The organism is Streptomyces sp. S3(2020), assembly GCF_013044505.1.
GTDB lineage: Bacteria > Actinomycetota > Actinomycetes > Streptomycetales > Streptomycetaceae > Streptomyces.
Genome location: NZ_JABERD010000241.1, coordinates 1 through 13,755 on the forward strand (window position 1 = coordinate 1; position 13,755 = coordinate 13,755).

A 13,755-nucleotide genomic window follows, 5' to 3' on the forward strand; every position below is an offset into this window, starting at 1 on the left:
GGCCTGGGGCAGCCGGGCGGCCAGGGCGGTGTCCGTGGGGGGGGCGGGTGGGTGCGGTCGGTGTGGCAGGAGCGGGGCAGCGCGCTGTCGCTGCCCCGCCCCACCGAGGACCGCCTGCTGTGGTTCGTCCGCGAGGCCTGGCCCTCGCCGGCCACCGGTACCTCACTGGTGGCCGGCGAACTGCCGGCGTCGGCCGCCCTGCACCTCACCGTCGAGTCCGAACGGCTGATCGCGTTCGGGGACGGGATGGAGTCGGACGCCCTGGAGCTGACCTGGGGCCAGAGCGTCCGGGTGGGTGTGTACGCGGAGCGGCTGAGGCTGGTCGGCTGAGGCCCGTCGGCCGACCGTCACAACCGCGGGTCCACCGGCTCCGACTCCAGCGCCAGCACCCCGAACACCGCCTCGTGCACGCGCCACAGGGGCTCACCCTCGGACAGGCGGTCCAGTGCCTCCAGGCCGAGCGCGTACTCGCGGATCGCGAGCGAGCGCTTGTGGTTGAGGAAGCGGCCGCGCAGCCGGGTCAGGTTGTCGGGGCGGGTGTACTCCGGGCCGTAGATGATCCGGAGGTACTCGCGGCCACGGCACTTGATGCCGGGCTGCACCAGCCGCCCCTCGCCGCTGCGAACGACCGCGCCCAGCGGCTTGACCACCATGCCCTCGCCGCCGCGACCGGTCATCTCCAGCCACCAGTCGACGCCTGCCCGGACCGACTCGGGGTCGGCCGTGTCGACGTAGAGGCGACGGGTGGTCTGGAGCAGGCCCGTGCCGTCGTGCTCCACGAGGCGGTCGAGCAGGGCCAGTTGCTCGTCGTGCGGCAGGGACGCGAGGTTGCGGCCCTGCACGGCCAGGATCTGGAACGGTGCCAGGCGGACGCCGTCGAGGCCGTCCGTGGTCCAGCAGTAGCGGCGGTACGCCTCGGTGAACGCGGCCGCGTCCGAGGCTCTCGCGCGCTGCCGGTCCAGCAGCCCGCCGACGTCGACGCCGCGCGCGGCGGCCCCTTCCAGCGCGGCCACCGCACCCGGGAACACCGCCCCGGACGCGGCACCGACGGCCGCGTACTGCGCGCGCAGCAGCCCCGACGCCTTCAGCGACCACGGCATCAGCTCGGCGTCCAACAGGAGCCAGTCCGTGTCGAGTTCGGCCCAGAGACCGGCCTCGGTGACCGCCGATCGCAGCCGGCCGAGGATCTCCTCAGTCACCGACCCGTCGTCGAAGAACGGGCGACCCGTACGGGTGTAGAGGGAGCCCGTGGGCCCTCCCTCGACGCCGAAGCGCCTGCGGGCCGCCTCCGCGTCCCGGCACACCAGCGCCACCGCCCGCGAGCCCATGTGCTTCTCCTCGCACACGACCCGCGCGACGCCGTCCGCCGCGTACTGCGCGAAGGCCTCGGCCGGGTGCTCCAAGTAGCCCTCGACCTGCGAGGTCGCCGTCGGGGCCATGGTCGGCGGGAGGTACGGCAGCAGCCTCGGGTCCACCGCGAAACGGCTCATGACCTCAAGGGCCGCGGCCGCGTTCTCCTCACGGATCGCGACACGGCCCTGATGCCGGGTCTCCACCGCACGGCGGCCGTGCACGTCCGCCAGGTCCAGCGGCCGTCCGTCGTGTCCGCCCGGCGCCTCCGACCTCAGCGGCCTGGCCGGTTCGTACCAGACCTTCTGGGCCGGTACGTCGACCAGCTCCCGCTCCGGCCAGCGCAGTGCGGTGAGCTTGCCGCCGAAGACGGCGCCGGTGTCCAGGCAGATGGTGTTGTTGAGCCAGGTCGCCTCCGGGACGGGGGTGTGGCCGTAGACCACGGCCGCCCGGCCCCGGTAGTCCTCGGCCCACGGGTAGCGCACCGGCAGCCCGAACTCGTCGGTCTCCCCGGTGGTGTCGCCGTACAGCGCGTGCGAGCGGACCCGGCCCGAGGTCCGGCCGTGGTACTTCTCCGGCAGACCGGCGTGGCAGACGACCAGGCGGCCGCCGTCGAGGACGTAGTGGCTGACCAGTCCGTCGATGAACTCCCGCACCTCGGCGAGGAACTCCTCGGACTCCCCCTCCATCTGCTCGATGGTCTCGGCGAGTCCGTGGGTGTGCTGGACCTTGCGGCCCTTGAGGTGACGGCCGTACTTGTTCTCGTGGTTGCCGGGGACGCACAGGGCGTTGCCGGACTTCACCATCGACATCACGCGGCGCAGCACGCCCGGGCTGTCCGGGCCGCGGTCCACGAGGTCACCGACGAAGACCGCGCTGCGGCCCTCGGGGTGCACGCCGTCGACGTAGCCCAACTTGCCGAGCAGCGACTCCAGTTCGGAGCCGCAGCCGTGGATGTCGCCGACGATGTCGAACGGGCCGGTGAGGTGGGTGAGGTCGTTGAAGCGCTTCTCGGTGCGGACGGTGGCGTTCTCGATGTCCGCCACGCCTCGCAGGACATGCACCTTGCGGAAGCCCTCGCGCTCCAAGTGGCGTACGGAACGGCGCAGTTCGCGGATGTGGCGCTTGATGACCCGGACCGGCATGTCGGCCCGGTCGGTGCGGCCCGCGTTGCGCTCGGCGCACACGTCCTCCGGTACGTCGAGGACGATGGCGATGGGCAGTACGTCGTACTGCCTGGCCAGGTCGATCAGCTGGCGCCGGGAGTCCGACTGCACGCTGGTCGCGTCCACGACCGTACGGCGGCCGGCGGCGAGCCGCTTGCCCGCGATGTAGTGGAGCACGTCGAAGGCGTCCTTCGTCGCGCCCTGGTCGTTCTCGTCGTCGGAGACCAGGCCGCGGCAGAAGTCCGAGGAGATGATCTCGGTGGGCTTGAAGTGCCGGTGCGCGAAGGTGGACTTGCCCGAGCCGGAGGCGCCCACGAGGACGACGAGGGAGAGGTCGGTGACGGGCAGCACGCGCCCCTGCTTCTGCGTCTCGGTCATGCCGCCTTCGCCTCCTTCTCGGTGAGCGCCTTGATCGTGAACACGGCCATCTGCGTCGGGGGCCCGACCTCGGGGTCATCGGGTCCCACCGGTACGAACTCCACGTCGTACCCGTGCCGTTCGGCCACTGCCCCGGCCCACGTCCGGAACTCCTCCCGCGTCCACTCGAAGCGGTGGTCGCCGTGGCGGACATGGCCGGCCGGGAGGGTCTCCCAGCGCACGTTGTACTCGACGTTCGGGGTCGTCACGAGGACGGTCCGCGGGCGGGCGGCGCCGAACACCGCGTACTCCAGGGCGGGCAGCCGCGGCAGGTCGACGTGTTCGACGACCTCGCTGAGCACGGCGGCGTCGTACCCCTTGAGACGCTTGTCCGTGTAGGCGAGCGACCCCTGGAGGAGGGTGACGCGGGACGCCTGCCGCTCCCCCATGCGGTCCAGCTTGAGCCGCCGGGAGGCGATGGTGAGCGCGCGCATCGACACGTCGACGCCCACGATCTCGGTGAACCGCACGTCCTTGAGCAGCGCCTGCACCAACTGGCCCTGTCCGCAGCCGAGGTCGAGCACTCGGGTGGCGCCGGACGCCTGGAGGGCGGCGACGATGGCGTCCCGGCGCTGCACGGCGAGCGGGGTCGGCTTCGCCTCGTCCTCGGTCTCCGCCTCGACGGCGTTGTCGATCTCCTCGACCTCGCTGTCGTCGGCCTCGGCCAGCCGCACCAGCTCCAGGCGCTCCGTCGCCTCGCGCGTCAGCGACCAACGGCGGGAGAGGTAGCGGCTGGTGATCAGCTTCACCTCAGGGTGGTTGTACAGCCAGGCCCCGCCGGCCCGCATCAGCTTGTCGACCTCGTCCTCGGCGACCCAGTAGTGCTTGGCGTCGTCGAGGACGGGCAACAGGACGTACAGATGCCGCAGGACCTCGGAGAGCCTCAGCGTCTCCGACTCCAGCACCAGCCGCACATACCGCGAGTCGCCCCACTCCGGGAACTGCGCGTCCAGCGCGACCGGTTCGACGGTGACCGCCCAGCCGAGCGGCTCGAACAGCTTCCGCACGAGGTCGGGGCCGCCCCGGGCGGGCAGCGCGGGCACCTCGATGCGCAGTGGCAGCGGCTGCGCGGCCCGCTCGGGCCGGGCGTTGCACACCCCGCGCATGGCGCTGGAGAACACCCCGCTCAGCGCGACGGCGAGCAGCGAGGACGCGGCGTACGGCCGGTCGTTGACGTACTGCGCGAGTGCCGTGTCAGGAGCGCCACCGCGCCCCTTGCCCTTGCCGCGCCGGACCAGCGCCACCGCGTCGACCTCCAGCAGCAGCGCCGCAGTGCAGCGCTCGGCATCGGCCTCGGGGTAGAGGACGTGCGCCGTGCCGTAGGACGTGGAGAACGCCTGCGATTTCTCGGGATGCTTGTGGAGCAGGAAGCCGAGGTCGGTCGCGGGGCGTTCGGGAGTGCCGGTGGTACTGATCGTGAGGAACACGGTGGTTACACCTCTGGGATCCTTCTGAGCTGCGGCTTCTCGCCGGTGCATGCGGCGCGGGGGCCCGCTCAACGTACCGTGGCCATCCGACACGCACTCGGGATTTTTCGCTCCCCTTTTCGTCGCGCAGAACAACTCGGCCTGCGTGGGCCGCTGTTAAGGTCTGTACCCCTGTTTCAAGGGTCAGAGGCGGGCATACGGGATGACCGAGAACGACAGCGGCCGGCGACTCTACGTCAGTCACGCGGGGCCAGATATGGCCTGGGCGGAGTGGGTTGCCTGGCACCTGGCGGAAGCCGGATACCAGGTCGAGCTGGATGCCTGGAACTGGGCGGCTGGCGACGACTTCGTGCAGAAGATGAATCACGCCCTGGCCCACGGGCGGATGGTGGCGTTGTTCTCCGCCTCCTACTTCGACACCGACCGGTTCACTACCGAGGAGTGGACGGCCGTGCTGGCAGCCAGGAGGAGGCTTGTGCCGGTTCGCATCGACGGGGCGACGCCGCCATCGGTACTGCGGCCCCTGATCACGGCCTCGCTCGTGGGCCTGGACGAGGACTCGGCGCGTGAGGCCCTGCTGGCGGCGGTCGCGGGCCCCCAAGGCAGGCCGACCAGAGCCCCGGCCTTCCCCGCCCCGCACCGGGTAAGCCCCCCGGGACCGAAACTCCCCGGGCGGCTGCCCCGGGTGTGGAACGTGCCGCAGCGCAATCCGGACTTCTCCGGGCGGGACGCACTGTTGATGGAGCTGCGAGAGGCACTGACCGCCCACTCCCGGGTGCATGTGCAGGCATTGCACGGTCGCGGAGGTGTGGGCAAGACCCAGTTGGCCGTCGAGTACGCACACCGGTTCGCCGGGGAGTACGAGTTGGCCTGGTGGGTGAGTGCGGAGGAACCCGCGCTTATTCCGGACCAACTGGCGGCGCTCGCCGTCAAGACCGGTGCGGCGGGCCGGGACGCGCCCACGGCGGGGGCTCTCGACGCGCTCGCGGAGGAACTGCGCACCCGAGAGCGCTGGCTGCTCGTGTTCGACAACGCCGAAGCACCGGCGGCGTTGGACCCGTACCTGCCGCAGGGCGCGGGACATGTGCTGATCACGTCCCGCAACCCGGACTGGCAGGGTGTGGGGCTGCCCCTGCAGCTGGACGCCTTCACCCGAGCGGAATCGGTGGCTCTGCTCAGGGCCGCCGTGCCCAGCATGACCGTGGCCGACGCCGACCGGCTGGCGGGGACCCTGGAGGATCTGCCGCTGGCTCTGGCGCAGGCCTCGTCCCTGCTCCGGGACGGACTGCCCATGGATGAGTATCTGCACCTCCTCGAGACGAACGTCGAGGCGGTGCTGCACGAGGGGCGGCCGCCCCACTATCCGGTGTCGTTGGCGGTACAGATCCGGTTGAGCACCCGGAGGCTGGAGCAGGCCGATCCCGCTGCCGCGGCGCTCCTTCGTGCGTGTGCCCTGCTGGCGCCCGAGGCGTTTCCCGTGCATGTCTGCGCACCCGTGTGGCCCGATGTGCCGCTGCTGGGAGACCTGGTGGGCAGCCGGTTACTGGTCACGCCGGTCCTGCGGTCCCTGGCCCAGTCCGGGATGGCCCGGGTGCAGGACGGCTCCGTACAACTGCATCCGCTCACCCAGGCGGTCGTCCAGGCGCAGATGACCGGGGACGAGCGGGCGGCCGCCGCGTACGCGGCCGAAGCGCTGCTGGTCGCGGCCGCTCCTGGCGACGTGGGCGACCCTGCGGCCTGGTCCGCCGTCGTTCCCCATCTGCTGGCCGTGGACCCCACGGCTCTCACCAGGGCGGAGAGCCGTGACACGGCACTCGATGCCTGCTGGTACCTGATGGATCGCGACCAGGCCCGCACCGCCCTGCCCCGCCTGCAGCACCTCTTCGACGTCTGGAGGCAGAAGCTCGGCGCCGATCACCCCGACACCTTGCGGTCCGCCGCCTTTCTGGCCCGTGCCCTCGACGAGGTGGCTGAGGACACCCAGGCCCGGGAACTGGAGACGGACGTCCTGTCCAGACGGCGGAGGGTTCTAGGCGAGGACCACCCCGACACCCTGGACAGCGCCAGGATTCTGGCCGCCCGGCTGGTGGACTCCGGCGACGTCGGGGCCGCTCGGGAGCTCAACGAGGACACTCTCGCCCGGCGTCGCAGGGTGTTCGGTGAGGACGCTCCCGGCACGCTCGACGCGGCGATGGACCTCGTAGGGGTCCTGGGCGCGCTCGGTGAATGGGGCGCGGCCCGGGAACTCGGCGAGGAGACACTGGTCCGGCGCCGCAGAGTCCTCGGCGACGACCACCCGGACACGCTTGTCTCGGCCTTCCGGCTCGTGGGCGTACTGATGGCTATGGGCGAAGGGGATTCGGCCAGGGTTCTCGGCGGGGAGACGCTGGTCCGGCGCCGCAGGGTCCTCGGCGAGGACCACCCGGACACGGTCGCCGCGGCGAGCCTGCTGGTGGACGTGCTGACCGCCTTGGGCGTCAGCGAGCCCTTGCAGGTGTTGGAAGCGCTGAGCGACATCGACGCGACCTTCGAGCCGTGGCGCCCAAACCTGTCCGTCCCCAGGGTCGAGCGCCCGCTTCGCGGCGCTCATCGGGGGGTGGGCACGTCGGAGGCCACGGTCGGTACCGCCGTCGACAAGTTCCACTATCCGTCCGGTGCGGCGATCGACCGGTCCAGGGTCCTCATCAGCTACAGCCCGGACGACCGCTCGTGGGCGGAGTGGGTGGCCTGGAGTCTGTCCGGATGGGGCCACGATGTCCGGCACGGCGCGGAGCCGACGGGCGCGGGGAGCGGGTACGCGCTCCAGATCGAGGACGCGCTCCGTCACGTCGACGTGGTCATCGCCCTCCTCTCGCCGCGCTACCTGGGGTCCCCCGCCTGGGTACGATCCGACTGGTCGTCCGGTGAGGTAGTGGCCGCCACCGCCCACGGACGCTTCACGCCCGTCCTGGTGGAGCCCGTCGAGTTCGACCTGATGCCGGACGTACTGCGGAAGGTGGCCACGCCCGCCCTCCAGGGCCTGGACCAGGAGGCGGCGCGCGAGATCCTGCAGTACGTCCTGCGCCGGCCCCGGGACCAGCACAGCGAACCCGACTATCCCGGCGCCGCCCCGAAAACCGGAGTGCGGTCGACCCTCCTCCTGAGTCAACTCGTCGACGCCCTCACGTCATCGCCGCTGCTGGTCGTTCCCGAGACACGCAGGCTGTGGACCGAGTTGATCAAAGACCTCGCTCCGGCACAACTGGAGTTCGGGGACTACCCAACGGCCCGGACCTCGCTTCTCGACGTCGTACGCACCTGCCGCGCGACGCCCGGAGGACTGACGGCCCTGGTGGACGCGCTGGAGATGCTGGAACCCGGATCGCCCTGGCTGGAGGAGGCCCGCCGCCTGACAGAGGAGACCGAACTCCAGCAGGATCGCCGATGAGCGCGCCGCTGCCGCCGGAGTCCGGCTCCCGCTATCCCGGCGCCCCCGCCGCCAATCCAGAGAACGACTTCTGCTGGTACTTCCTCAGCTACTCGGAACAACGCGATCTGCGCTCGCGGGTGGAGCGATTCCACCGGGATCTCCAGTCCGAGGTCCACGGCCTGCTGGGAAGGAACGGTCCCGGGGGCTTCATGGACGTGGAGGACATCGAGACCAGCGAACGCTGGCGTCCCCGTATCTGGAACTCCGCCCGCCAAGTGCCGTGCATGGTCGTCCTCTACTCCGTCGACTACTTCGGGAGCGACTGGTGCGGACGGGAATGGGCGGTCTTCGTCGAGCGCATCCGCCGTCGCGAGACACAGGGCGGGAAAGCCCGCCATCTGATCGCCCTGGTCTGGCGGCGCGGCCCGAAGCCGTGGCCGTCCGGTGCGGACGACTTCCAGTACTTCACGTGGAAGACCGGCAGCATGTACGAGGATCACGGGCTCTTCCACGTGGTTCCACCCGACGGAGCGGCGGCCGGTGAAGAGTATTGGGCCATCGTGCGGGCCGTGGCCTTGATGATCGCGAACGCCGTGGTGCACCCGGAGATCCCGGCCATCTCCGAGGAGGAGGCGCGGACAGTCGTCCCGTTGTTCGGCGAGCGAGCCCTGCGGCCCGTCGACATCGTCGTGAGCTATGCGGAACCCGACAGCGACTGGGGAAGCTGGATGGCCCACCAACTCCGGTCTGCCCGCTACACGGTCGACACTCACGTCCTCTCCGAGCGCAGCAGCGCCACCGTCCATGTCATACGGAACTCCTTGCAGCGCGCCCGAAAGGTGATCGTCGCCCTCTCCGAGCACTATCTCGCGACCGGTGACATGAACGACGCCGCCCTGGACGAGGCTCTGTCCGACGAATCGTCCGACTGGCAGCGTTTGTTCCCGGTCGTTCTGCCTCCCGGGCTTGACCGGTCCCTGCCCGCCAGGATTCGCGAGCTCTCCGCCGTGCGCATCGGCGGACGGGACGCCGCGGCCGCCAGGGAGACGCTGCTGAGGGTCGCCAACGCCCCGGGCCGAGAAGCCCAACGGCCCCCCGCCTTTCCTGGTCTGCCCGACCCGGCCCCGGGCCCCGGCCGTCCCGGAGGCGGCCCGACAGGCCTGAGCGGCCTGGTGGATGCGCTGGAGAAGGCCGTCTCGGTGAAGGAAGCATCAGTGCGTGGAGCATGGCTCGCCAAGACCGGACTGGACCTGGGTTCGGTGAATCCGTCCTTCCCGCTACGGCCGCTCCTGTTCGAGATCGCCCGTGTCTGCCGAGCCCAGACGGGCTCATACGAACGTCTCGCGGACGCGCTGGAGAAACTAGAACCGAACTCCGCGGCCGCACGCGCGGTACGTGATGCGCTGACGACCCCGAGATCAGCGGCGCAGCCGAATGTTCGCTAGCCTCCGGTCGACCGGGCGTTCGAGGGAGGATCCACCACTGTGAGCACGATCGACACGAGCAAGCCGCATTCGGCCCGCATGTACGACTACTTCCTGGGCGGGAAGGACAACTACCCGGTCGACGTGGCGGCGGCCGAGCAGGTGACCTCGCACTTCCCGGCCGTGAGTCAGATGGCGCGGACCAACCGCGCGTTCATGCACCGGGCTTCACGGCTGCTGGCCGAGCGGGGAGTCCGGCAGTTCCTCGACATCGGCACCGGTATCCCGACCGAGCCGAACCTCCACCAGATAGTGCAGGGGATCGCCCCCGACGCCCGGGTGGTGTACGCGGACAACGACCCGATCGTGCTGCGGCACGCCGAGGCGCTGCTGCACAGTACGGCGGAGGGGAAGACCTCCTACGTCCAGGCCGACGTACGGGAACCGGGCAAGATCCTCGCGGCGGCCCACGAGACCCTCGACTTCACTCAGCCGATCGCGCTGTCCCTGGTGGCCCTCCTGCACCTGGTCGCGGACGAGGACGAGCCGGTCCGGATCGTGCGGGAACTGGTCGAATCCCTCGCCCCCGGCAGCTACTTGACGCTCTCGCACGCCACCGGGGACTTCGACCCGGAGACCTGGGAGCGGGTCGTGGAGGTGTACCGCAAGGGCGGGACCGCGGCGCAGGTCCGCTCGCGCGACGAGTTCTCCGGATTCTTCACCGGGCTGGAACTGGTGGACCCCGGTGTCGTGCTCGCGGCCCAGTGGCATCCCGAACTCGGCGCCCGGCAGGGGGGCGAGGAGATCCCCCTGTACGTGGGGGTCGCGCACAAGTCCTGACGGACGACCGGCCGTCGGACCGGGCTGTGGAGCCCGGTCCGACGGCCGGTCGTCTTCCGGGGCTACGACAACTGCGACTGCACCTGCGACGAGATGAGCTCCAGGTGTTCCAGGTCGTGGAGGTCCAGGACCTGGAGGTAGATACGGCGGGAGCCGATCTCGGCGTAGCGGCCGATCCTGTCGACGACCTCGGCCGGGGAGCCGGCGAGGCCGTTGCTCTTCAGCTCGGGAACCTCACGGCCGATCGCGGCGGCGCGGCGGGCGACCTCCTGGTCGTCCTTGCCGACGCAGACGACGAGGGCGTTGGAGTACGTCAGCTCGTCGTCCTCGCGGCCGGCCTCCCGAGCGGCGGCGCGCACCCGGGCGAACTGGCGCTCGCTGTCCTCGACCGAACCGAAGGGCATGTTGAACTCGTCGGCGTACTTCGCGGCCAGCGCCGGGGTGCGGGACGGGCCGTGGCCGCCGACCAGGACGGGGATCTTCGCCTGGGCCGGCTTGGGCAGCGCGGGCGAGTCGGTGAGGTCGTAGAACTCGCCGTGGAAGTCGAAGGTCTCGCCGAGCCCGGTCGCCCACAGGCCGGTGACGATCGCCAGCTGCTCCTCCAGGCGGCCGAACTTCTCCTTGGGGAAGGGGATGCCGTACGCCTTGTGCTCCTCCTCGAACCAGCCCGCGCCCAGGCCCAGTTCGACACGGCCGCCGGACATCTGGTCGATCTGCGCGACCTGGATGGCGAGCACGCCGGGCAGCCGGAAGGTACCGGCGGTCATCAGGGTGCCGAGGCGGATGCGCTTGGTCTCACGGGCGAGGCCGGCGAGGGTGATCCAGGCGTCGGTGGGGCCGGGCAGGCCGTCCGCGGAGCCCATCTTCAGGTAGTGGTCCGACCGGAAGAAGGCGTCGAAACCAAGGTCCTCGGTGGCCTTGGCGACCGTGAGAAGGGTGTCGTAGGTGGCGCCCTGCTGGGGCTCGGTGAAGATGCGGAGATCCATACCTCCATCCTGCACGCCGCCCCGCCGGTCAACCCCACCCGCCCCTGCCGTCCCTCCTCTGCCCGGTCGGGTGAAATTCCGTCAACGCGGCGCACGGGGGCTGCCCGGGCCAGTGACCCGGCGAAGGTGATGATCGTTGCTCGGGCGGAGCCGGACCGACCGGCGCCCGCGCCGGCCGGTCAGCGCCGGGCGTCACCCGTGTCGGCCTCCCGTGGAGGCCTGGGCCGAGGAGGCCGTCATGTCCGAAGAATCCGTCCCGCAGCAGGGGACCGGGCCAACCGGTCAGCCGAAGGGGCTGCTGCAGCAGATGGAAGAACTGATGGCGTCGCTCAACGCGGATCTCTCCGCCCTGGACGCGGACCTCCAGTCAGCGGGGCGGGGTGCGGACGAGGCCGAGGGCCGCTGAGAGGAGCGCCGACGTCGCTCGCCCCGGGGCCCGGATCCCCTGAGCACTCATCCCGCCTCCCGTTCCGGTAGCGGCTGATCCCGGTCCGCCAGCTTGCTGAGCATCTCCAGGACGCGGTCCCGGGACTCGTCCGCCGCGTCGATCGCCTCCATGCACTGCCAGTACGTGCCTTCGTCGGCCGCGGCGCAGGCGAGGCCGACGAGGGCGATGCCCACCTCGCCGAGCAGGCCGCCGAGACAGAGCAGAACCTGGCGGGCGTCGCCCAGTTCGGTGAGCTGGGCGGCGCGCAGGTCGGCGGTGTCCAGGTCGGGACGGTCCAGGACACCGCAGCCTCTGCCCGCCAGTTCGGTCAACCCCAGTGCCTCGCCGCGGAGTCGGGGCGGGCCGGAGACCGCCAGCCTGCTGCCTATCGCCTGGGCCAGCGCCTGCGCCTGCCACACCTCCGTCAGCACCTGAGGCGCTTCGCCGCTCCCCGCGAGGGCACGCCTGCTCGTCACAATGAGCCGCACCGCGTCCATGCGCTGCCCCCGTCCGCCGCCCGAACTCCGTTGTTCACTACCCAGCGTGAGGGTCGACGGGACGAAAAGCCAGAGGAAGGCGGAAATCTGTGGACAACGAATCGATTTCGGGCCGGATTTTGACTGCGGAGAGTGAAAACGGACCGAGCTGCTCCCTACGGACCCGTACCGGCGCCCCTACGGCGCCGGAAACCTCCGCTCGTTGCGGTCGATCTTCGCGTCCAGTGCCGCCAACGGGTCGATGCCCAGCACCTCGCACAGCTGGAGCAGATACGCGAGCACGTCGGCGACCTCGTCGGTGACGCGGTGCGCGGTGTCGGCGTCGTCCATGACGCGGGCCGACTCCTCCGGTGTCAACCACTGGAAGATCTCCACCAGTTCGGAGGCCTCCACGCTGAGCGCGGCGACGAGGTTCTTGGGGGTGTGGTACGGCTGCCAGTCGCGCGCCGCCGCGAACTCGGCCAGCCTGCGCTGGAGTTTCGCCACATCGAGAGGGTCTGTCACGGGTCCAGGTGTACCACCGTGAGCCCCTCGACCCCGGTGGCCCAGGACGCGTCGGTCGCCGTGCCGAGCAGCCGGATGTGTCCGCGGTCGCACATCCGGGCCGCGAGCCGCAGGAGTTCGTCCCGTTGCCGTGGGTCCAGTCGCCGGTCGAACCCGTCGGCGAGCACGGTGAGCGTCTGCATCGCCGCGGGCACCTCGCCGGCGGGGTCGACCTCCAGGACGCCGGGTCCGGTGAAGAGCACGAGGGCGAGGGCGAGGTACCTCAACTCGCCGTCGCCGAGCCGCCCCAGCGCCGTACGGGCGCCGTCGCCGCGGTCGAGCACGGCCCGGACCCTGCCGTCGGCGAGGAGTTCGGCGAGGACGTCCGCCACCGGGCCGGCGCATCCGGTGTGCACCGCCGCGACGAACTGCGCGTGGCGGCGGCCGCATTCGGAGCGGGTGCGCCACAGCACGTCGGCGAGGTTGTCGCAGCCGCCGAGGAGGCGTCCGGAGCCGGTGGGGACGGGGGCGCGCATCCGGTCGGGGCGGGGATCGCAGGCGAACAGGGACCGTAAGGCCACGACGGTCTGCTCGGCGGCGGCGAGCACCCGGCGCTGGCCGTCCGTCTTGCCGGCCACCCGCAGCGGAAGCAGTGCGGTGCCGAGCCGGTCGTCCGGGAGCGGGGCGCGGGTCACCGGCGTGGAACCGGCCGTGTGCCAGGCGGCCTGCACGGCCCGTCGTGAGGGGTCGCGCAGAGCCGTCTCCAGCAGGACCTGCCCGTCGGCGGCCAGCCGCTCGCCCACGACCCGCAGCTCGGGCTCGGCCTGCACGGCGACGTCGAGCCGGACCGGCCCCTGGGGACCGTCGGTCGTGCAGCCGATCCGGAACCCGCGCCGCCGCTGCGCGTCGGGCCGCGCCCGCTCCGGTACGCACGCGAGCGGATCGGGGAACACCTCCCCCAGCTCCGCCCCGGCGGCAAGCCGTGCCAGCGCCTCGTACGCCCGCAACGCACTCGACTTGCCGGATCCGCTGGGCCCGACGAGAAGGGTGAGAGGACCCAGGGGAAAGCTCGCCCGCCGATGCGAGGCGAAGGCGGACAGCCGCAGCTGGGCGGCGGGCGCGTGCGAGGGGCGCGCCCGGCTCGCCGCCGCGCCGCCGCCGGGGGGCGGGGCGCCCCCGCCCCTCGCGAGCGGGCCGGCGCCGGCCCGGCACGGACGCCCCCGGCCGGCGCGGCACCCGCCCGGCGCGCCCTCGACGCGCGGCCAGCGCGCGGCCCGGGCGCGCGCGCGCCGGGCGGCGGGGGGCCGCGGCCGCGGCTGCCACCGGCCG

10 protein-coding genes and 1 pseudogene are annotated in these 13,755 nt (G+C 71.6%); 5 read left to right on the forward strand and 6 right to left on the reverse strand.

The genetic code is table 11. The features are described 5' to 3' along the window. Nucleotides 1–330 (forward strand): annotated as a pseudogene (locus HLK59_RS42365) (hypothetical protein); the annotation flags it as partial. A 17-nt stretch (nucleotides 331–347) separates the two neighbouring features. On the opposite strand, the gene HLK59_RS42370 reads toward HLK59_RS42365, so the two are convergent. Then, nucleotides 348–2,894, reverse strand: coding sequence for a polynucleotide kinase-phosphatase (locus HLK59_RS42370; RefSeq protein ID WP_171147000.1), 2,547 nt, complete (start codon nucleotides 2,892–2,894; stop codon nucleotides 348–350). Then, nucleotides 2,891–4,360 carry a 3' terminal RNA ribose 2'-O-methyltransferase Hen1 gene (locus HLK59_RS42375; protein ID WP_171147001.1) on the reverse strand — a complete coding sequence of 490 codons (1,470 nt, stop codon included), beginning with the start codon at nucleotides 4,358–4,360 and terminating at the stop codon, nucleotides 2,891–2,893. The genes HLK59_RS42370 and HLK59_RS42375 overlap by 4 nt, the downstream gene beginning before the upstream one ends. Before the next feature lie 202 nt (nucleotides 4,361–4,562). Between HLK59_RS42375 and fxsT the strand changes: the two genes are divergently transcribed. The 3 genes from fxsT to HLK59_RS42390 are packed head-to-tail and all read left to right on the forward strand — an operon-like array spanning nucleotide 4,563 to nucleotide 10,033. Continuing rightward, nucleotides 4,563–7,787: an FxSxx-COOH system tetratricopeptide repeat protein gene (fxsT, locus tag HLK59_RS42380; protein WP_277349574.1), complete on the forward strand. Its 3,225-nt coding sequence runs from the start codon at nucleotides 4,563–4,565 to the stop codon at nucleotides 7,785–7,787. Then, the gene (locus HLK59_RS42385; protein ID WP_171147003.1) at nucleotides 7,784–9,214 is read left to right on the forward strand and encodes a TIR domain-containing protein; all 1,431 of its coding nucleotides are present in this window, start codon (nucleotides 7,784–7,786) and stop codon (nucleotides 9,212–9,214) included. Before fxsT ends, HLK59_RS42385 begins: the two co-directional genes overlap by 4 nt. Before the next feature lie 39 nt (nucleotides 9,215–9,253). Next, a complete protein-coding gene (locus HLK59_RS42390; RefSeq protein ID WP_346779943.1) occupies nucleotides 9,254–10,033 on the forward strand; it encodes an SAM-dependent methyltransferase in 780 nt (259 codons plus the stop codon). Nucleotides 10,034–10,095: 62 nt separating this feature from the next. On the opposite strand, the gene HLK59_RS42395 is transcribed toward HLK59_RS42390, so the two are convergent. After that, nucleotides 10,096–11,019, reverse strand: coding sequence for an LLM class F420-dependent oxidoreductase (locus HLK59_RS42395; RefSeq protein ID WP_171147004.1), 924 nt, complete (start codon nucleotides 11,017–11,019; stop codon nucleotides 10,096–10,098). A gap of 238 nt (nucleotides 11,020–11,257) precedes the next feature. On the opposite strand from HLK59_RS42395, the gene HLK59_RS42400 reads away from it, so the two are divergent. Next, nucleotides 11,258–11,425 (forward strand): hypothetical protein, encoded by a 168-nt coding sequence (locus HLK59_RS42400; protein ID WP_171147005.1) that lies wholly within the window; start codon nucleotides 11,258–11,260, stop codon nucleotides 11,423–11,425. A 47-nt stretch (nucleotides 11,426–11,472) separates the two neighbouring features. On the opposite strand, the gene HLK59_RS42405 is transcribed toward HLK59_RS42400, so the two are convergent. From HLK59_RS42405 to HLK59_RS42415, 3 genes are all read right to left on the reverse strand, one after another. Further along, nucleotides 11,473–11,943: a DUF6099 family protein gene (locus tag HLK59_RS42405; RefSeq protein WP_171147006.1), complete on the reverse strand. Its 471-nt coding sequence runs from the start codon at nucleotides 11,941–11,943 to the stop codon at nucleotides 11,473–11,475. A 177-nt stretch (nucleotides 11,944–12,120) separates the two neighbouring features. Next, nucleotides 12,121–12,447 carry a nucleotide pyrophosphohydrolase gene (locus HLK59_RS42410; protein WP_046263092.1) on the reverse strand — a complete coding sequence of 109 codons (327 nt, stop codon included), beginning with the start codon at nucleotides 12,445–12,447 and terminating at the stop codon, nucleotides 12,121–12,123. Beyond that, the coding region (locus tag HLK59_RS42415; RefSeq protein WP_240982961.1) for an ATP-binding protein at nucleotides 12,444–13,755 on the reverse strand (1,312 nt) is incomplete at its 5' end. The genes HLK59_RS42415 and HLK59_RS42410, both read right to left, overlap by 4 nt.